The 16,864-nt window shown below is 68.4% G+C and carries 21 protein-coding genes and 2 pseudogenes; 14 read left to right on the top strand and 9 right to left on the bottom strand.

Features of this window, described 5'->3' with window-relative positions; genetic code table 11:
* Window positions 1–190 precede the first annotated feature (190 nt).
* From KIK05_RS34605 to KIK05_RS49530, 4 genes and pseudogenes are all read left to right on the top strand, one after another.
* Entirely contained in the window at window positions 191–880 is a 690-nt protein-coding gene (locus KIK05_RS34605; RefSeq protein ID WP_214415055.1) for an L-2-amino-thiazoline-4-carboxylic acid hydrolase, read from the top strand.
* A 146-nt stretch (window positions 881–1,026) separates the two neighbouring features.
* Window positions 1,027–1,221, top strand: coding sequence for a hypothetical protein (locus tag KIK05_RS34610; RefSeq protein ID WP_214415056.1), 195 nt, complete (start codon window positions 1,027–1,029; stop codon window positions 1,219–1,221).
* 386 nt (window positions 1,222–1,607) lie between these two features.
* On the top strand, window positions 1,608–2,111 hold the full coding sequence (locus KIK05_RS34615) for a GNAT family N-acetyltransferase (RefSeq protein ID WP_308250224.1): 504 nt from the start codon (window positions 1,608–1,610) through the stop codon (window positions 2,109–2,111).
* A gap of 543 nt (window positions 2,112–2,654) precedes the next feature.
* Window positions 2,655–2,888: pseudogene (locus KIK05_RS49530) on the top strand (IS110 family transposase); the annotation flags it as partial.
* A gap of 196 nt (window positions 2,889–3,084) precedes the next feature.
* Here KIK05_RS49530 and kilB read toward each other — a convergent pair.
* On the bottom strand, window positions 3,085–3,558 hold the full coding sequence (kilB, locus tag KIK05_RS34625; RefSeq protein ID WP_214415058.1) for a plasmid transfer protein KilB: 474 nt from the start codon (window positions 3,556–3,558) through the stop codon (window positions 3,085–3,087).
* 365 nt (window positions 3,559–3,923) lie between these two features.
* Here kilB and KIK05_RS34630 point away from each other — a divergent pair, with 365 nt between their 5' ends.
* Complete coding sequence (locus KIK05_RS34630; RefSeq protein ID WP_214415059.1) at window positions 3,924–4,241, top strand: pentapeptide repeat-containing protein; 318 nt, start codon at window positions 3,924–3,926, stop codon at window positions 4,239–4,241.
* A 328-nt stretch (window positions 4,242–4,569) separates the two neighbouring features.
* Here KIK05_RS34630 and KIK05_RS34635 read toward each other — a convergent pair whose 3' ends face one another.
* Both KIK05_RS34635 and KIK05_RS34640 read right to left on the bottom strand, forming a co-directional pair.
* The gene (locus KIK05_RS34635) at window positions 4,570–5,031 is read right to left on the bottom strand and encodes a hypothetical protein (RefSeq protein WP_214415060.1); all 462 of its coding nucleotides are present in this window, start codon (window positions 5,029–5,031) and stop codon (window positions 4,570–4,572) included.
* Between the two features lie 562 nt (window positions 5,032–5,593).
* Entirely contained in the window at window positions 5,594–6,157 is a 564-nt protein-coding gene (locus KIK05_RS34640; protein WP_214415061.1) for a dihydrofolate reductase family protein, read from the bottom strand.
* A 676-nt stretch (window positions 6,158–6,833) separates the two neighbouring features.
* Between KIK05_RS34640 and KIK05_RS34645 the strand changes: the two genes are divergently transcribed.
* Window positions 6,834–7,490 carry a maleylpyruvate isomerase N-terminal domain-containing protein gene (locus tag KIK05_RS34645; RefSeq protein ID WP_214415062.1) on the top strand — a complete coding sequence of 219 codons (657 nt, stop codon included), beginning with the start codon at window positions 6,834–6,836 and terminating at the stop codon, window positions 7,488–7,490.
* 251 nt (window positions 7,491–7,741) lie between these two features.
* On the opposite strand, the gene KIK05_RS34650 is transcribed toward KIK05_RS34645, so the two are convergent.
* Window positions 7,742–8,110, bottom strand: coding sequence for a TSCPD domain-containing protein (locus KIK05_RS34650; protein WP_214415063.1), 369 nt, complete (start codon window positions 8,108–8,110; stop codon window positions 7,742–7,744).
* Window positions 8,111–8,477: 367 nt separating this feature from the next.
* Between KIK05_RS34650 and KIK05_RS34655 the strand changes: the two genes are divergently transcribed.
* Both KIK05_RS34655 and KIK05_RS34660 read left to right on the top strand, forming a co-directional pair.
* Window positions 8,478–8,954 (top strand): LysR substrate-binding domain-containing protein, encoded by a 477-nt coding sequence (locus KIK05_RS34655; RefSeq protein WP_214415131.1) that lies wholly within the window; start codon window positions 8,478–8,480, stop codon window positions 8,952–8,954.
* Window positions 8,920–9,081 (top strand): annotated as a pseudogene (locus KIK05_RS34660) (IS5/IS1182 family transposase); the annotation flags it as partial. The gene KIK05_RS34655 and the pseudogene KIK05_RS34660, both read left to right, overlap by 35 nt.
* A 40-nt stretch (window positions 9,082–9,121) precedes the next feature.
* On the opposite strand, the gene KIK05_RS34665 reads toward KIK05_RS34660, so the two are convergent.
* Window positions 9,122–9,754 (bottom strand): TetR/AcrR family transcriptional regulator C-terminal domain-containing protein, encoded by a 633-nt coding sequence (locus KIK05_RS34665; protein ID WP_214415064.1) that lies wholly within the window; start codon window positions 9,752–9,754, stop codon window positions 9,122–9,124.
* Between the two features lie 76 nt (window positions 9,755–9,830).
* On the opposite strand from KIK05_RS34665, the gene KIK05_RS34670 reads away from it, so the two are divergent.
* Window positions 9,831–10,079, top strand: a complete 249-nt coding sequence (locus KIK05_RS34670) for a hypothetical protein (RefSeq protein WP_214415065.1) — start codon at window positions 9,831–9,833, stop codon at window positions 10,077–10,079.
* Here the strand turns inward: KIK05_RS34670 and KIK05_RS34675 are convergent.
* Both KIK05_RS34675 and KIK05_RS34680 read right to left on the bottom strand, forming a co-directional pair.
* The gene (locus KIK05_RS34675) at window positions 10,064–10,249 is read right to left on the bottom strand and encodes a hypothetical protein (RefSeq protein ID WP_214415066.1); all 186 of its coding nucleotides are present in this window, start codon (window positions 10,247–10,249) and stop codon (window positions 10,064–10,066) included. The two genes, KIK05_RS34670 and KIK05_RS34675, sit on opposite strands and share 16 nt — an antisense overlap.
* Before the next feature lie 122 nt (window positions 10,250–10,371).
* The gene (locus KIK05_RS34680) at window positions 10,372–10,566 is read right to left on the bottom strand and encodes a hypothetical protein (RefSeq protein ID WP_214415067.1); all 195 of its coding nucleotides are present in this window, start codon (window positions 10,564–10,566) and stop codon (window positions 10,372–10,374) included.
* Window positions 10,567–10,695: 129 nt separating this feature from the next.
* On the opposite strand from KIK05_RS34680, the gene KIK05_RS34685 reads away from it, so the two are divergent.
* A complete protein-coding gene (locus KIK05_RS34685) occupies window positions 10,696–11,034 on the top strand; it encodes a hypothetical protein (RefSeq protein ID WP_214415068.1) in 339 nt (112 codons plus the stop codon).
* Between the two features lie 998 nt (window positions 11,035–12,032).
* Here the strand turns inward: KIK05_RS34685 and KIK05_RS34690 are convergent.
* The gene (locus tag KIK05_RS34690; protein ID WP_214415069.1) at window positions 12,033–12,599 is read right to left on the bottom strand and encodes a TetR/AcrR family transcriptional regulator; all 567 of its coding nucleotides are present in this window, start codon (window positions 12,597–12,599) and stop codon (window positions 12,033–12,035) included.
* Window positions 12,600–12,669: 70 nt separating this feature from the next.
* Here KIK05_RS34690 and KIK05_RS34695 point away from each other — a divergent pair, with 70 nt between their 5' ends.
* Both KIK05_RS34695 and KIK05_RS34700 read left to right on the top strand, forming a co-directional pair.
* Complete coding sequence (locus KIK05_RS34695) at window positions 12,670–13,599, top strand: zinc-binding dehydrogenase (RefSeq protein WP_214415070.1); 930 nt, start codon at window positions 12,670–12,672, stop codon at window positions 13,597–13,599.
* A 33-nt stretch (window positions 13,600–13,632) separates the two neighbouring features.
* The gene (locus KIK05_RS34700) at window positions 13,633–13,788 is read left to right on the top strand and encodes an NAD(P)-binding protein (RefSeq protein ID WP_214415071.1); all 156 of its coding nucleotides are present in this window, start codon (window positions 13,633–13,635) and stop codon (window positions 13,786–13,788) included.
* Here the strand turns inward: KIK05_RS34700 and KIK05_RS34705 are convergent.
* Window positions 13,785–15,092: an MFS transporter gene (locus tag KIK05_RS34705; RefSeq protein WP_214415072.1), complete on the bottom strand. Its 1,308-nt coding sequence runs from the start codon at window positions 15,090–15,092 to the stop codon at window positions 13,785–13,787. The genes KIK05_RS34700 and KIK05_RS34705 overlap by 4 nt on opposite strands.
* Before the next feature lie 54 nt (window positions 15,093–15,146).
* Here KIK05_RS34705 and KIK05_RS34710 point away from each other — a divergent pair, with 54 nt between their 5' ends.
* Window positions 15,147–16,022, top strand: coding sequence for a winged helix-turn-helix transcriptional regulator (locus KIK05_RS34710; protein ID WP_214415073.1), 876 nt, complete (start codon window positions 15,147–15,149; stop codon window positions 16,020–16,022).
* A 227-nt stretch (window positions 16,023–16,249) separates the two neighbouring features.
* Complete coding sequence (locus tag KIK05_RS34715) at window positions 16,250–16,765, top strand: hypothetical protein (protein ID WP_214415074.1); 516 nt, start codon at window positions 16,250–16,252, stop codon at window positions 16,763–16,765.
* The last annotated feature ends 99 nt before the right edge of the window (window positions 16,766–16,864 follow it).

Raw genomic sequence — 16,864 nt, forward strand, 5'->3', positions numbered from 1 at the left:
CAGGGCGTGGTTCGACACAGGACGAACCGCCATGCCATGATCGAGGCGACAGAATCCATTGAGGTTCGTCGGCGCCAGGTAGGTCGGTGGAGTGCGCCGGCGTGCTCGCTCGGTCGCGAGCACGGCCCGGCTCCGCCATGCGCGACGTCAGGTCGTACTTCGGGACCGAGCCCCTCCCGAAAGGACCATGATGTCCACCGACCACTACGAAATGACCGGCGGCGACTACGTTCCCGACCCCGAGCGCGAGATGACCGAGCTCATCGACGGCTTCTTCGGCCACATCTCGGCGACGCTGCGCGACCACTCGCTGCCCGACCTCATCCCGGCGATACGCGCCCGGCACGCCGAACTGGAGACGGCGAACGCCCACATGGTCGTCGACGAGCCATCGCGGCACAACCTTCGCATCACCCTCGCCCTGGTGGCGGGGTACGAGACGCTGCTTCCGCACCTCGGACGCGAGGCCGCCATCGACGCCGTGCGGGACGCGCTGGTCGAGCCGTACGGCGAGGCGATCCGGGCGAGCAACCGGGCGATGCTGGACGCCGCGCCGGACCCGTTCGCGACCATGGTCGCCGTCAGCAAGTCCCGAGAGAAGTACGCCTTCGGCTCGACGTTCACCTTCCGGCGGACGGCCGACGACGACCGGCGTTATCTGCTGGACATCCACCGGTGCTTCTACCACGACGTGCTCGTGGCGAACTCCGCTCCGGAGCTGACGCCCGCCATGTGCGCGTTCGACGGCAACTGGATCGAGGCCATCGACCCGGACCGGCACGGCTTCAGGTTCGAGCGTGCCACGACCATCGGACTGGGCGGCACCCACTGCCCGTTCCACTTCACCCGCACGGACACGCCGGACACCGACGCCGGTTGACCCCGGCGGCCGGCATGCCCGCCGCGCGGTCATGCCGGCGTCACGCGACGGTGACACCCGGCCTTCTGTGATGAGGAATGGCCGATCGCCTGCGAACCAGATGCCACCGAACGCGCGATCAGCGGTGACTCACACAGGAGGCAGCGATGGCGAAGAGATCTGGCAGGCGGGCACTGGTGGCCGTGCTGGGCGCCGGTTGCCTGGCCGCGACGCTGACGGCGACGGCGGGCCCGGCCGGTGCCCTGGCCACGAGCACCGTGACGCCGGCGGTCGCCGCGCCCGTCCAGCAGGCGCAGGCCCGTGGCGAGCCCTCACGGCCCGCCACGGGCGCAGCGGTCTAGGGCCTGTATCGGTCTGACCCGTTAGGCGGGTCCTAGATCGACAACGACAAAGGTCTCCGGTAATTGGTTGGTCCACCTAGACACACCTGAATACCGGAGACCTCGTGGCCACCTCAGCGGTGACGAGGCGGTTCGACCTGGCGCGGACGACTCTTCGCCGCGGGCTCGCGGGCCCCCTGATTGAGCGGTTGCCCGGACCAGCAGAGGGTCATTATCCTGTGCGACGGCGCGAAGGGCGCCTGATCACTCAATGACGAGGGAGGTTGATGAATATGGCTGCCAGCAGCCGTCTTCAGCATGCCCTTGTCCGGTCCGCGCGGGACTAGAGCGCGGACCGGGTCGTCACCAACGACCAGGAGACTCAGGTGTCTTCCTCTTTTCTCTCAGTGACCGATGCCGATCTGACCACCGACCGGCTCATCTTGCGGCCGTGGACCCCCGGCGAGGTCACCGCCGTCCTGGACGGCGCCCGGCCGGCGCACTGGGCGCAGGACTTCCCCGCCGAGGGTGACCAGGTCATCGCCGGGCTGTTCGCCGAACATCCCGCGTGGCTGGGCGACTACGGCCACCGCCAGATCATCGAGCGCGACGGCGGTCTGGTGGTCGGGTCGATCGGCCTGTTCTGGCCGCCCACCGACGGCACCCTGGAGCTCGGGTACGGCGTCGTGCCCTCCCGGCGGGGCCGCGGCTACGCTCCCGAGGCCACGCGGGCACTGGCCGCGTTCGCCCTCACCGCACCAGGCGTCCACACGGTCCACGCCAACGTGGAACTGTCGAATCCCGCCTCGGTCCGGGTCCTTGAGAAGGCCGGCTTCCAGCGGTCGCACACCGACGCCGAGCAGAACACCGCCCGGTTCGTCCTGAGCACGACGCCACCGGCTGAGCAGTAACCGACCCAGAGGGCCGGCAGCTGCATCCTGCTGCCGGCCCTCTGCCGACATCCACGAGACACACAGGCAGGCCTGGTGCCCGGGTCGCCGTCACCAGGGGCAAAGTAGCTGTGAGTGACGCTGTAACCGCGGCAGAACGGGCCAACGGCCCTGGTCTACCGGCGGGTGGGGGGTGCGGGAACTTGTGTTCCCGGGAGTCCGGAACCCCTCCTCGATCAAGGCTCCGACCTGCGCCGACTCGCTACTAATCACTCTTGACGAGTCCGCCACTGCGGCAGACTCGGGCCTGACAGCCGTCAGCGGTGAGCACTGACAGCTACCGGACGTTGAGTCCTCCGCAAAGATCGTGCCCCCGCTGGTCGGCCGGGAGAGTTCATCGCCGCTGGGATGTCGTGCCCGCCCTTACGAGCGTGAGCACTGCTTGATTGGTTCACTGACGGTTCTCCCGCGGGCTGTTGAGTTGATCGATGCCGAAGACCAGGAGAAGCGTTGCGTCTGTTCGTGGGAGATGACTGGGGCGAGCAGCATCACGATGTCGAGCTGATGGACGCCTCGGGACGCAGGCCGGCAAAGGCTCGCCTGCCCGAGGGAGTGGCGGGAATGGCCAAGCTGCACGCGATGATCGCCGGACAGATCGGCGACGATGGAAACACCGCCGAAGTCGAAGTCCTGGTGGGGATCGAGACCGACCGCGGCCCGTGGGTGCAGGCGCTGCTGACCGCTGGATACACGGTGCTGGCGGTGAATCCGCTTCAGGCGGCTTGGAGGCGTTCGAGGACCTGGTGGAAGACCATTTTGGCCGGCACCCGGCCGCTGAGATCGTGCTATCACAGCCTGGGCTGGGGACCTGGCTATGTCAGCGAGTTCTGGCAGCGCTTGTCGCCGAGTTTCGACAGCACTCCGCGATCTTCCAGCGTGCAGAATGTTGGCGAGAAGCAGCACCGGCCGGGCCTTCGCCGCCGTGGTAGCTGGGCTAAGGCGTGGCACGCCGAGGGGCGGCGAGGCGCTCTGCGGCGGCCGTGATGAACGCCGACACTGCGGCTTCGAACTCCGCCTCGCGGGTCTTGAGCTCACCGTGGTCGGCCGCGCCGCGCAGTACGTCCATGTGTGCGAACGCGGCGTCGGCGAGCGGCTCGGGCTGACCTGACACCAGCCGCAACCGGAAGCGTGCAGTCTCGGCCACAGCGCCAAGGCGGTCGGCCTCAGCGAGCGCCTGGTTGAGTGCGGCGGGATCCGACCGCCGCAGCCACGCAGTGACGACAGCGCGCTTAAGCTCGGTCACCGCGGCCGCGAACTCACTGTAGGCGGCCAGATGTTCCTGGCGCCGCAGCTCCTCGCGTGCGACCGCCTCAGCCCGCGCAGCGGTCCGCTGCTGGAACAGGTAGGTGCTGAAGGACCCCATCAAAGTTCCGAGGACGGCGATCAGGCTCCCGAGGACAGCGCTCACCCTCAAGAGTTGATCACACAAACCAGCGGCGAGCTAATCATCGTCTTCGGGAGTGGTACCCCGATCGATTACTTCACCGCCGGTACGAGCGGCAGCTATCCGGGGAGACGGACGTGAGCCCGGCTCCCCGGCCCGTGCGAAGGATGCTGTCGAAACGCGTCAACATAGCCAGGTGACTGCGCGAAGCGCTGTCGGCCTCGATCAACAAACGCTGTCGTGCCTCACCGACAAAGTCAGGGACCGGTCCTCGGCGCCCGGGTGCTCGCAGAGTTCGGCGACGCCGAGGGTCGCTACCTCCGGCCGCGACGTGTGCCAGGCGATGCGGGCGACGGGGATCGACGTACCGGTGGTCTTGCGCTCTGAGCTTGGAACGTGCGGTTTTCCATAGCGGGTTCTTCTTCCACAACGCCGTCATCGACGCGGGGGCGTTCTTCGACGGGGCCGTCTTCCATGGCTCAGTGAATCTGTCGGCCACCGTGTTCACAGGGGGGCAGGCACGTTTCCCCGAAGCCGAGTTCCACAGCGACGTCTACTTTCTTGAGACGGACTTCCACGGGAATGTTCGCTTCGACGTGGCGATCTTCCACGGCGACGTCTCGTTCCGCCGAACCGTTTTCCGAGCAGGCGTCTGGTTCGGGAGCTGGACGGAGGGGGCTCCTCATGTCCCCAGTGCAGCGTGCTGAGAAGCGATCTTCCACGGACAACTGAGATTCTCCGAGGTGTCCGTGCTGAACCCGGCAGGGCCCAACGTGTGGCCTGCGGGCTGGCAGTTCAGACCAGGTGGAGGCGAAGCGGCCACCTTGCGACTCGTACCTGCCCACGCCACACCCACCCCACCTGCTGTCACCGGCTCTTCAGCCACCGCATGAGACGTGTCGGCCACGTCCGGCGAGGTGGTCGACAGGCGCCATGGGTGTCGCCGGGCGCCAAAAGATGCCTGATGACCCGGCGGGGAGTCGGGGACGGCATGTGTCCGGCATGGGGCACCGAAAGACGTGCCGTCCCCGAGCGTCAGAAGCGCAGTTCAGGGCTCAGGTCGAACCCCCAGGAGTCCGCATCCCCATTCGTGTCGGTCCCGAACACTGTGGCCTGCGTCGCGTAGGCGTGACCGGGCGTGGCGTTGAAGTGCGGTATTTCGTAGTGCCCGGTGGCGCAGGGGAACTGCTGGCTCCGGGCCGTCCGGTGGATCGTCCGGTCTATCGCATACAGCACGACCAAGCAGTTACCCGGTATCCGGTCGACGGTGTTGATGTACATGTCCGGGTACACCTGGGTCTGCGTACCCCGGTTGCTGATGCAGTCCCCGATGTCCCAGCCGGGGAGGCGGAGGTTGGTGGAGTGCTTGTAGCAACCTCCCCCCGAAACGGCGAGGGAGGCCGCCCCCGATGACGACGCCTGCGCGACGGGTGCCGCGAGCAACGAGGAGACGATCGTCACCGTGCCCACGACCATGGCGGCATACCGCTTCTCCATAGAGCGAACCCTTCTGTTGGACGGGTCATCCGGCGCCTATCGCCGCGCACGACGATTCCGGAATCGGAACACCGAATGCGACCGGGAACGATGCCCGATCGATTGCCACCATCGCTGAATGAGGAGATACGCGCCAGTCCGCCGATGCACACGCGAACAAACAATCAATTCCTGAACAATGCGAACAACGGGTCTCTCCAAGACGGCCTGCCGTATCACCAGGCCCGACATGCCGGTCATGTCAGTACAGGGGGCAGGGAAATTCCGGCCGAAAATGCGCCCAAAGTCTTCGCCTCTTCGCTGGTTTGAACAATCGCAAATGGCGATGAGGCACCCGCCCCGGGCCCTCGAGGTACGTGGAATGCAGGCAAATCCGTACGGCGGTGGTCTCGCTTCCGGGGGGGACGGAAACGCCTTTTCGCCGTTCCGGCCTGCGGCCGGCTTGCTCGCCAAGGTCGGAGCGGTCGCCGCCCAGGACGTCGTCATCAGCACCTTGGAACTGCAGTGTCCACACCTTGGGGGAAGGCCCAGTAACGCCCAGCCCGGTCCGTGGCCGATCGGCTCAGCGGCGGACGCGGTAGCGGATGTGGGTGGCCTCGGGCGTGTCGAGCACCTGAATGATCTCCAACTCGATCTCCGACGACAGGACGTCGAACAACCGGCGCCCTGCGCCCAGGAGTACTGGAATGTGGTGGATCTGCACTTCATCCAGTACTCCGGCCTCGAGGGCCTGCTGCACCGTGTACGCGCCGCCACGAATCTGGACGTCCCGTTCCCCGGCGGCGGCCTTCGCCTGCGCCATCGCGCTTTCGATCCCGTCGTTCACGTAGGTCACCAGTGGATAGCCCCACCTGGCGGCCGGGCTGGGCGGCCGGTGGCTGGGAACGAAGATCGGGAGACCGCCGTGAGAGCCGCCCCAGTGGTCCATGAGCTCAGCGGTCCGCCGTCCCGCGAGGATCGCACCAGCCCCGTTCCATTCGTCTTGGAACTGCTTGACCGGCCCGGGATGCTGGTCCGAGTCAGCCCACTTGTGCAGCCGCTCGCCATCGTTGCCGCCGAGGAAGTCGTTGGGATCGGCGATGTACCCGTCGAGGGACATCGACATGTCGAGCACTGATTTGGACATGGCCCACTCCTTGTTTCACGGCGTGGCCCCTCGGCCACCGCCTGTTCCCGGGTCCGGAGATCGACTGTGTCCCCAGAACACCCGCCGGCTCCCTGGCCGACACCGCCCGCGCGAACCTCGGATACGCCGTCCGGTCGATCGACGCCACCCGAACCCCCGAAATCGCCACCAACCAGCGCGAACCCCAGGAGTCTAACGATCAGTGATCAAGAGCGCGGCCCGTTTCTGCCGTATTCCGGTGGCACCCCTCGATTCCCCAGAGTTCACGCGAACCGAAGGTTCATCAGGCTGAGCTGAGAGGCCTTCACTCATCGTGGATGGTATGGTCCGGCCGCAGTGCCGCCAGCGCGAAGGTCAACATGATCCCCAGTAGACGGAGGCCACCCGCACGTCAACCACCTTGACCGTTTTCGTCCGGTTTGGCGGGCCGGGGAACTCCTCTTCGGTGACCCGCCGGCGGCCAAGTTCGACAGCACGTCGGACTCGAGGGCCGACAGCCCCCGAGTCGTGCCGCAGGTCGCGGGCGACCTGGGCGTCGGGCAGCAGGCGCACCCCGCGGCACCCATCCACCCGCGTCGCTCCGGCCGCTCGACGTGTCCCCCGACATCGGCGGGCCGCACCAGCGACCGCCGAAACCCGCTTGTCGCCCCGCGGGGCACCGCTCTACCTTGCCGATGTGACCCTCTTCTCACACTCGTGGACGGCGCTGCGCGCGGCGGTCGCCGAACTGCCGGACGAAGATTTCGCCAGGCCGTCCGGCTGCGCCGGCTGGCTCGTACGGGACCTGGTGTGCCATCTGGTCATCGACGCCCAGGACGTACTGATCACCCTGGTGACCCCGGCCGACACCGAACCGACCCGCGACGCGGTGACCTACTGGGACGTCACCGCGACACCGCCGACCGGCCAGGACCCGCTCGACGCGCTGATCGTCCGGCTGGCCGCCGCCTACCAGGAACCCTGGCTGCTGAAGTTCCACCTCGACGACGTCGGCTCCGCCGCCGGCCGCGCCGCCGACCTCGCCGACCCGGGCCTTCGGGTCGGCACCCGCGGGGAGGTCCTCACCGCCGGCGACTACCTCGGCGCCTACGTCCTTGAGTGGACGCTGCACCACCTCGACCTGGTCGCCCACCTGCCGGACGCGGCGCAGCCGCCCGCGCAGGGGCTCGCCCGGTCCCGCGAGATGCTGGAGAAGATCGCCGGCGCCGCGTTCCCCGCGTCGTTCTCCGACAAGGACGCGCTGCTGGTCGGCACCGGACGGCGCGCCCCCTCGGAGGCGGAGAAGGCCGACCTGGGCGAGCTGGCCGCAACACTCCCACTCGTCCTCGGCTGATCAACCCCGCGTCACGCGGTCGGCGCGACGTTGACGACGATCGCGATGACGTGCCGCTGACCAGCGAAGGCATCACCGTGGACGACACCACCGGCCTGCCGGCCGCAAGCTCGGCCTGCCCTCGCCGAGAACGGCCACCGCAGAGGTGCTCGCCGATGCGGGCCGCAGTGGCGAATCGGCGCGCACCACCCGCCCATCTCAAGGCCGATCGCACATGCGCCCTCCCGCGGGCCGCGGGGCGTCTTCACCCGCTATCTGGTCAGCAGGCCGAGCGGGGCACGCTCGGCGTACGGCAGGTAGTCCAGTGCCAACCGCCGCCCGACGTAGTCCGTGATCGATTGGGCGATACGGATGTCGGGGTCGTTGGTCAGGCCACGCGGCTCGTAGGCCATCCCGATCAGGTCGGCGGCGATCTCGGCGAGAGGAACGTTGTGCGTGAGGCCAAGGTTGATCATCTTGGACAGGGCGTCTGTCATCCCGTGCAGCGTGGACCCGTGTTTGCCGAGGTGCACGACCACATGGCCGAGCGAGCCGTTGTCTGCGGCGGAGGTGATCAGGTGACCCTCTGCGCCGGCGATCGTGAAACGGCGGGTGTGACCACGGGCTGCACGGGGCGTCATGTCGGCTCCTGTCGACGGAGGTGGGATCGGCACGCCGCATCATCCCGCAGCCGCAGTCCCGCCCGTGTGAAAACGACATAGTGTTCGAGTCCGGGTTGCGTAGTGGATCAGTCGCATACAGTCCACGAGTGTCGGTGTGAGCTGCTACATGTGACCCATGACAACCCCTCGCGTCGATCTGGAGACGCTCCCACGCCTGCAATGGCCTCAGGTCCGGGCCCGCCACCTGGACACCTACAACAACCTGAAGAAGGCCCGCCTGCTCCCGATCAACCCGCCGGTCGCAGCGATCGAGTACAAGGGAACCCTCTCGGCCCTGTATGGGGTACTACTCGTAGTTCCGGCTGTGATTCCCACGAAGTAGGGCCTGACCTGCGCTTACAGGAAGACTGTTCGGTACGCCGACGCCCCCGTCGATGAGGAGGACGAGGGCTTCCGCCTCGTCCACGTCGGCGACGACCCGATCTACCTCATCAGCCGCCAACCTGACGACAGCCTCGCCAACCACCGCCACTCCCCCTGGATCGGCGGCTGTGAACGATGCCAGAACGAACTGATCAACGTGTGCCGCCAGCAGGGCTTCACCCCGCGCATCGCCTCGCTCAGCGACGACATGGTCGTCCAGGCCCTCGTCGCCGCCGGCAAAGGCGTCACCACCCTGCCGGGACTCGCCCTCCAGGCGCACCCCCGGCCCGACATCCACGCCACCGAGCTGACCGCCTTCACCCGCCGCCTCTACGCCGTCACCTACGGCGACCCACCCGACCCACCGGCCACCGTCGCCCTGATCCAGGCCATCCGAAGCTCTACGGCCGCGGTCCCGGCCCGATCACCTGACCGCTGATGAGGCCTACAGTTTTCGCGCCGACCGCTTCTACCTGCGGCGCCGCAGGATCTGCCATACGATTCCCGAGCCACGTGCCCAGCAGGCCAACCGCCGCCGACGCGGCTCGTCCGGAGGCCGCCCGGCTTCGACGGGCGACTCGCGGCGCTCGTGCCACGGCTGACTGGTCAGGACGTGGGGCCGGACTGCGCCGCAGGGCCATGGATGATCTGTGTTAGACAATCTCGGAACAGATCGTCGACGGTGCGGCCAGGCTGGAAGTACTCTGTCACGCCGGCCGTCACGGTGGGGTACGCCGCGGCGTACGCGGCCATGTCGAAGCCGTCCAGGGCGTCCGCGTCGGGGCGCCCGGCCTGTTCCTCCAGGACGTAGCCGACGGTGAAGCGCAACACCGTCAACACGATCAGGCGAGCCCGCCGCAGGGGAATACCGCGCCCGACTAGTGTGCTCATCGCCAGTTCGGAGATGGCGGCCATCTTGAAGGACAGTTGGGAGGCCGCGATGATCCGGGCTCCATCCGGATGGGCCAGGAGCGCGCGCCGCAGCCGCTCGGCCAGGCCGACCAGCCAGTCCTGCCAGCACTCCTCCGGCGCGGGCGACGCCAGCTCGGGGAACTGCTGCTCGAGAATCGCCTCGGCGATCGCGGTGACCAGCGCCGCCTTGTTCGGGATGTGCCAGTAAAGGGTCGGCGACTGTACGCCGAGCCGGGCGGCCAGTTTGCGCGTGGTCACGCCGTCGAGACCCTCGGCGTCCAGCAGCGCGACGGCCTCGGTGACGATCCGCTGCTTGTCCAGAGCCAATTCCGGCACCTCCCCTCCGTACTCTATCAGTGATAGAGTCCTCTATCAGTGATAGAGAGTGCCAGAGGAGGCAACGATGAGACACCGGCACTCGCTCCGCGACCTGCTGCACTGGGCGACCCATCGCATTCCGGGGGTTCCCGCGCACACCGAGCGGCCGGCCGCGCACCAGGGCCAGGTCCGCCACGCTCATGGGTGGCGGCACTCGCTCCCGCACCACCGTTCGCATCACCACGGGTTCAACCACTCTCCGGCCCGTCCGCCTCGCGCCCTGGCGGCCTGGCAGACGCGGATCGCCCGCCTGTTAGGTCAGGAACCGGGATGAAGGCAGCGGTGCTCCACGAGGCCGGCGGCGTTCCGCGCTATGAGGACTTCCCCGACCCTGTCGCCGGCGACGGCGAGGTGATCATCGACGTCAAAGCGGTCGCCGTCGAGAACGTCGACAAGGCGATCGCGGCCGGCACGCACTACGCCAGCGAGAAGCACATCGGCCACTTTCCGGCGATCCCTGCCTTCGACGGCATCGGCGCCCTCCCAGACGGCACCCTCGTCGGGTTCGGCAACATCCGCCTGCCCTATGGCGCTCTCGCCGAAAAGGCCGTGGTGCCCCAGGGCTCCTACGTGCCGATCCCCGACGGCATCGACCCGGCCGTGATGACCGTGATGACCTCGGCCATCACCGCGATGTCCATGAAGACGGCCGCGGGGTTCGTTCCCGGGGAGACGGTGCTGGTGCAGGGCGCCACCGGGGTCGCCGGGCGGCTCGCGGTCAAGGTGGCCCGGCTGCTGGGCGCCGGCCGAATCGTCGCCACCGGCCGCGACGACAACCAGTTGCGCGAGGTACAGGCCATCGGGGCCGACACGGTGATCAACACCGCGGTCTCCGACGAGGCGCTGGCGCAGGCGTACCTCGACGCCAGGGGGACGGCTACGACGTCGTCGTGGACTACCTGTGGCGCAGGCCCAGCGAGATCCTGCTGCGCGCGCTGGTGCCGCGGTCGTTCGCGTTCGGCAAGCCGACCCGGGTGGTCCAGATCGGCGAGTCGGCCGGCACCGAGCTCACCCTCGCCGGGTCGAGCCTGCGCACCTCCGGCATGGAGATCTACGGCGCCGCCAAGGGCCTCGACCCGCAGACCATGGACGAGGTGTACCAGCAGATCGTGACGTGGACCCGGTCCGGCGAGCTCACCTTCGACGTGGAGAAGGTCCCGCTGAGCGACATCGAGACCGCCTGGCAGCGAACCGACCTCAAAGGCAGGCGACTCGTCGTGATGCCATGACCGGCCCGCACCCCCCGACACACACACCAGCGGTCAGCGCTCCGTCGCCGTCCCCATCCACGACCTCGACGGAACCGTCTCGAGCGGCCTCCCAGGATCAAACGCCACTTAGGGCCTGCCTCGAAGTTCGCGATATGACCGCGTGTCGCGACCGGACAACCAGCGAGGTCTCCGATAGAGGGTTCATCGACCAAGAAGAACCTCATACCCGGAGACCTCGTGGCCACCTTCGCGGCCGAAGGACGGGCCCATGGCCGGGCTGACACCGTCCTGGGCACCGACGACCGGGAGGCTGAGGACGGGCCGGACTTACCGGCCCGGAACTGACCGCGGCCGCACCGACGCCGAGCGGCAGGTGGCCGCGCTCACCGCCGCCTACAAGGATCAGATCGCCGCGGTCACCGCCCACGCTGAGGAGGCCTCGGCCTGCGCGGCCCGCGCTGAGACGCAGGCCGAGGAGGACAGAGCCGAGCTGAAGGCTCTGCGCGCCGAACTCGGCGGCAAGGGCGACGGCACCAGCAGACCGCAATGCCCTCGTACCGGGGGCAACTCGACGGCCGGCGCCGGAAGACTTCCAGGAAGCGACGCCCTTCGCGTTCCTCGACAGCAGGAGGAGTACGCCATGGTAAGACGAGGACGACAGACATCCTTGTTGCGGGCCGGATCGGCGGGTCGTCGACGCCGGGTACTTCGCCATGACGGAGTACCCGGCAGGTTCCTGTGCCGCTGAGCAGCCAGGCGCGCCACCACCCGGACCGAGAGAGAACCGAGCCATTGACGGAGCCACCGACGCAGCGCTGACCTGTGCTGATCCGCACGGGGCGTTAGACCAGTGGTCGCCGTCCGTCGCCGGTGACAGGGACGAGATCGGGGGCGTCGTCTTCCACTGGCTGCGGCGGGGCGGATGTTGCTGCGGGAGTTCCTGCGCTTGGCGACGGCCCCGGTCACCAGCTCGCCTTCGTGACTGGGGTGGCAGGCGTGGCCGGATTCCTGGACGATCAGCTTGGCGGGCGGAGGCCGTCCATGATGACCGTGACAAAGCTGCTCGCAAGGTCTGAGGAGGCCCCGTTCGAGCGGGCGATCGCGTAGGTGGTCTCGCCCAGCACCAGCGGGAGAATGCCCGGGTCGATATCGCTCCTGATCGCTCCGGCCTCGCGCGCCCGGCGGATCAGTCCGATGAGGATCTCGCTGAGCTCGGCCCGGCGCGCGGTTGTCAAGGGCACCTGAAGCCGGGTGAGTTGCTCGCTCATGATCCAGTGTGCCGCCTGAAAATCGATCAGCTCCAGCAGGAACCCGCGCAGAGCCACGGCCGGGTCGGCTTCGGTCATTGCCTGAGTCCCCCGCTGAATGAGCGGTTTGAGCAGATCGCTCACGGCCGTGTCGATGAGTGCGTCCTTGGTGCCGAAGGCACGCACGATCGTCGCGGCGCCCAATCCGGCTTGGCGGGCGATGGCCTCCACGGTGACGGTGGCTCCGGGCTGGGCGAGCAGTAGCTTGGCGGCGTCCAGGGCCAGGCGGCGGTTGCGTATGGCGTCGGCCCGGCGGGGTTGTTCAGTGGTTGACATCTGAAATGCCCGTTCCATATCATTAACTGGAATGCTTATTTCAGTTAGCCTATGAGCTCAGGGAGACCCCGTGCAAGCATTGCTCAGCGATCCAGGCGCCCCTGCGGGCGTGCGGCTCGGCCAGGCGCCGGAACCGGTGCCGCAGCACGGAGAGATCGTGGTCGAGGTGGAGCGGTTCACCCTGCTGGCCCGCAACCTCGACCACGCGGCCACGCTGCCCGCAGGAAGCATCCCGGGCTTCGACGCCGTCGGCGTGGTACGGCAAGCGGCCCAGGATGGCACCGGCCCCGCACCCGGCACCCGAGTGGCCACACTCATGACCGGAAACGCCTGGGCGCAGCTGCGTGCTGTACCCGCGCATGAGCTGGCGGTCGTGCCAGACCAGGTCGACCCGGGTCAGGCCACCACTCTGCTGGTACCCGGGGTGAGCGCGCTGAGAGCCGTACGACGGCTGGGCGCGTTGACCGGGCGCCGCCTGTTGATCACAGGGGCCGCCGGCGCGGTCGGGCACTTCGCCATCCAGCTCGGGCGGCTCGCCGGCGCGCACGTGATCGCCGCGGTGCGCGACCCCGGCGGTCGTGACCGGCTCCTGGCCTTGGGCGCCGATGACGTGGTCACCGGGCTCGACCAAGTGCCCGCGCCGGTGCACGGCGTGATCGACGTGGTCGGCGGGCCACTGCTGGCCCAGGCCTTCGACCTGCTCGCCGAGGGCGGCATGATCCAGCAGGTGGGCGCCGGCTCGGGAGAGCCGAGCACGTTCGCGCCCTACCAGATGGTCGGATCGCGCCGGACTATCGAGGGATTCGGGGCGGGCGACCGCTTCGGACCCGACCTGGCCTATCTGCTGGACCTGCTCGCGGGCGGCAGGCTCGCCCCGCTGGACCACGAGCACGCCGAGTGGGGTGACGTCGACGCGCTTGCTGAGCGTGTGCGCGCGGACGGCGGACCCCGCCGGATGGTGGTGGCCATGCCACGAAGCCCCGCACATGGCACCGACTGAGTACGGCATCAACAACACCCTGGAGCGGAAACGATGAAGAAGGTTCTGATTTCGGGGGCGAGCATCGCCGGGCAGACCCTGGCTTACCGGCTGACCAAGCACGGCTTCCATGCCACGGTGGCCGAGCGGGCGCCGGTGCTGCGATCGTGCGGCGGATCACCGGCCGTTGACAGGCGGGAGTTCACTTAGAGGTTGGACGTGTCTGCTGGGGCTTCAGAGATGAGCTGCCGCAGATGCGGTGCCGAGCCGGTGGATCCTTCGCTCTGCTGATAGTCAGTGAGATCGCGCAGGTGCCGGATCGGTGAGGCCAGCAGGACCAGCGGTATGCAGATGGCCGCGACGACAAAGATCATCAGGGTGACCCGGCCGCTGAGCACCCCGGCGATCACTCCGGCGATCAACCCGCCGATCGGGATCGCGCCCCAGGAGACGAAGCGGACCGTGGCCATCACCCGAGGCAGCAGGTCGGGCGGGCTGGCGATCTGCCGGTACGTGCGGGTGACCACACTGAGCACCACGACGCCGGCGGCGAATACCACGTTGCCGGCAGCGAAAGCGGCGAAGCCTTGCCAGCCGGTGCCGAGGGGAACAACGAGCGCCCCGGCAACTGCGATGAAGCCGGCGACAATGAGGGTCCTGGCGGTGCCGAGCGTGGCCGTGATCCTGTTCGTCAAGGCCGCGCCGATCAGCGTGCCGACGCCGTCCGCCGCTAGCAGCAGGCCGACCAGGCCGGGCTCGGCGTGCAGCTCGCGTACGAGGTACAGCGCGTAGAGCGCGTGCTGTGCCCCGCAGACCGTGTTGGCCGCGGTGGCGGCCCACATGCACGGACCCATGACTGGGTGGTGCACGACGAAATTCCAGCCTTCGCGGATCATCGCGCGCACCGGTGGCCAGCGGTCGGGGGCCTCTGCGCGGCGTTCGGGCAGGGTCCACAGCAGCAGGGCTGAGACAAGGTAGCCGGCCGCGTCGACCAGGAGGGTGGGCACCGCGCCGAGCGCCTGGACGATGAGACCGCCGATCGACGGCCCAGCGAGCTGAGTAGTGGCGTGGGTGCCGGACGTCAGGCTGTTACGGGACTGCAACTGCTCCTTGCTCACGATCGAGGGCAGGAAGGTCGAGTTGGCGACGTCGAAGATGACGTTCGCGAAGCTGATCACGAGGGCCACGATCACCAGCTGGGCGACCGTCAGCCGGTCCAGCCACCAGGCCAGCGGGATGGAGATGACCGCCGCCGCGCGGGCCACGTCGGCGCCGACCTGAACCCTTCGCATGGGGAGTCGCTGCACCACCACCCCGGCGGGCAGGCCTATCACGATCCAGGCGACGTAACCAGCGGCGGCGATCATGCCCATCTCGAAGGCGGAGGCGTCGAGCACCGTCAGGGCCGTCAGCGGCAGCGCCACTGCGCTTACCGCCGAGCCGACCGCGCTCGTCGTGCCGGCCGTCCACCACCGCCAGAAGACGCCCGCCCCACCTCCACTGTCGATTCCCATCCCAGCGCCTCTCCTCGGGTAAGTTCCAGAATGGAACGCACTATAGTGGAGTACGTGAAGCGCGCCGATCTACCCGACTCCGACTGCGGTATCGCCCAAGCGCTCGGAGTGATCGGCGACTGGTGGACGTTCCTGCTAGTGCGGGACATCGCGGGCGGTACCACCCGCTTCGACAGCCTTCAGCGTGAGCTCGGCGTCAGCCGTCGAGCTCTGGCCGAGCGCCTGACCAGACTCGTCGAACACGGGGTGCTCGAGAGGCGGCCCTATTCCGATCGCCCGCCGCGCTACGACTACGTGCTGACCACGAAGGGCGAAGCCCTGCTGCCGGCGCTCATCGCCCTGCAAGATTGGGGCACCAGACATGTGATGGGCGATGGGGCGCTGACCGCGACCAGCGAGCACGGGTCCGCCGAGAGCCGTCGCGTGCACGAGCTGGTCAACCGGAAAATGCCGGATGTCGTGCTGGAGCGACATGACGGCGAGCCGGTCGCGCCCAACGCGCCGGGCGGCGTCTGGACTGTGCTCTACTTCTTCCCCGGCGCCTTCGCCCCGGGCACTCAGGACTACCCGCCCGGTTGGGCCGACATCCCAGGGGCGAAGGGTTGCACTTTGGAGGCTCTCACCTACGCGTCGCGGTGTGCCGACTTCGAAGCGGCAGGTGCCACGATCCGAGGCGTGAGCACCCAGCGACCCGACCAGTTGGCCGCCTTCGTCACGCACGCGAGGTTGTCCTATCCCCTCCTGTCGGACCAAGACAGCAGACTCGCCGCTGGGCTGCTGCTGCCGACCTTCCGGACGGCCGGCGTCGACCGCTTCAAGCGCCTCACCCTGTTGGTCGACCCCGACGCGATCATCCGGGCGGTGCAGTTTCCCATCAGCGATCCGGCCGGTTCAGTGGATGAGATGCTCGCCCTCGTCCGCAGTCGATGACAGCGACTATGGCAAGCATTTTCGCAGGTAGACGGTCGCCGGCCTGTTCGTTCGCTGACTCCGGCGGCAGCGGGCCACCGTCATGTGATGCGGCTGGTGAGCTTCCTGGGCGTAAAGGGGATGCCTCCTCTGGCGGTCGAGGCGATCAGCGTCCGGCCGCTGCGTTGATCGCGGCGGCGCGTCGCCAGGCCGCACCGCGCAGCAGGCGAAGCCAGTTGAGGCCAACGATGACAGTGGATCCCTCGTGCCCGTCCAAGCCCGTGCCGCCCAAGGGCACCGCCCGGCCCGGCAAGTACTGCAGCCGCCGGTGCACCAACGCCGCCAGCAACGCGCGCCAGAAGCGATCGGAGACCACGCTCGCCGCGCGGGCGGCCCAGCTCGCCGAGCTCACCACCGGCCACGCCCCCGCGCTGCAGCAACTGCTCACCGGCGTCACCGCCGAGCTGAACGTGCTGAACGAACTGCGGGAGGAGCTGCTACGCCGCAACGCCGACCTCGAACGCGAGGCCGCCGAGGCCACCGCCGAGGCCACCGACGCCGAACGCCGGGGCCGAGACGGCCGAGCACCGCGCCGCCGCCGACCAGGAGCAGGCCCGCGCCGACCGCGAGGCGCGCATCGCCGCCGAACGGCAGGCCCGCCAGGCGCGCGCCGAGGCCGAGCGCGCCAGGGACAGGCCTGGCATCGACGCCCGGCACCGGAAGCTACACAAGCTCCCGATTGCCCGGCGCCGTGGCGCGGTTGATCGCCGCCAGGGAGGCCACTTGCCCGGGCCCGGCGTATCGAGCATCGCCGGACGTCGGCTCACGATCCTTGGTGAACCAGGGCTTGATCGGCGGACTTC

The sequence above is a fragment of the Sphaerisporangium fuscum genome (genome assembly GCF_018531465.1).
GTDB classification, from domain to species: domain Bacteria; phylum Actinomycetota; class Actinomycetes; order Streptosporangiales; family Streptosporangiaceae; genus Sphaerisporangium; species Sphaerisporangium fuscum.

Excerpts from the sequence above, each read along its gene's own strand:
- KIK05_RS34705 (WP_214415072.1), bottom strand. The coding sequence starts at position 15,092 with ATGGGAATCGACAGTGGAGGTGGGGCGGGCGTCTTCTGGCGGTGGTGG.
- KIK05_RS34610 (WP_214415056.1), top strand. The coding sequence starts at position 1,027 with ATGGCGAAGAGATCTGGCAGGCGGGCACTGGTGGCCGTGCTGGGCGCC.
- KIK05_RS34690 (WP_214415069.1), bottom strand. The coding sequence starts at position 12,599 with ATGTCAACCACTGAACAACCCCGCCGGGCCGACGCCATACGCAACCGC.
- KIK05_RS34650 (WP_214415063.1), bottom strand. The coding sequence starts at position 8,110 with ATGACGCCCCGTGCAGCCCGTGGTCACACCCGCCGTTTCACGATCGCC.
- KIK05_RS34640 (WP_214415061.1), bottom strand. The coding sequence starts at position 6,157 with ATGTCCAAATCAGTGCTCGACATGTCGATGTCCCTCGACGGGTACATC.
- KIK05_RS34715 (WP_214415074.1), top strand. The coding sequence starts at position 16,250 with ATGACAGTGGATCCCTCGTGCCCGTCCAAGCCCGTGCCGCCCAAGGGC.
- KIK05_RS34670 (WP_214415065.1), top strand. The coding sequence starts at position 9,831 with ATGAGACACCGGCACTCGCTCCGCGACCTGCTGCACTGGGCGACCCAT.
- KIK05_RS34635 (WP_214415060.1), bottom strand. The coding sequence starts at position 5,031 with ATGGAGAAGCGGTATGCCGCCATGGTCGTGGGCACGGTGACGATCGTC.
- KIK05_RS34605 (WP_214415055.1), top strand. The coding sequence starts at position 191 with ATGTCCACCGACCACTACGAAATGACCGGCGGCGACTACGTTCCCGAC.
- KIK05_RS34700 (WP_214415071.1), top strand. The coding sequence starts at position 13,633 with ATGAAGAAGGTTCTGATTTCGGGGGCGAGCATCGCCGGGCAGACCCTG.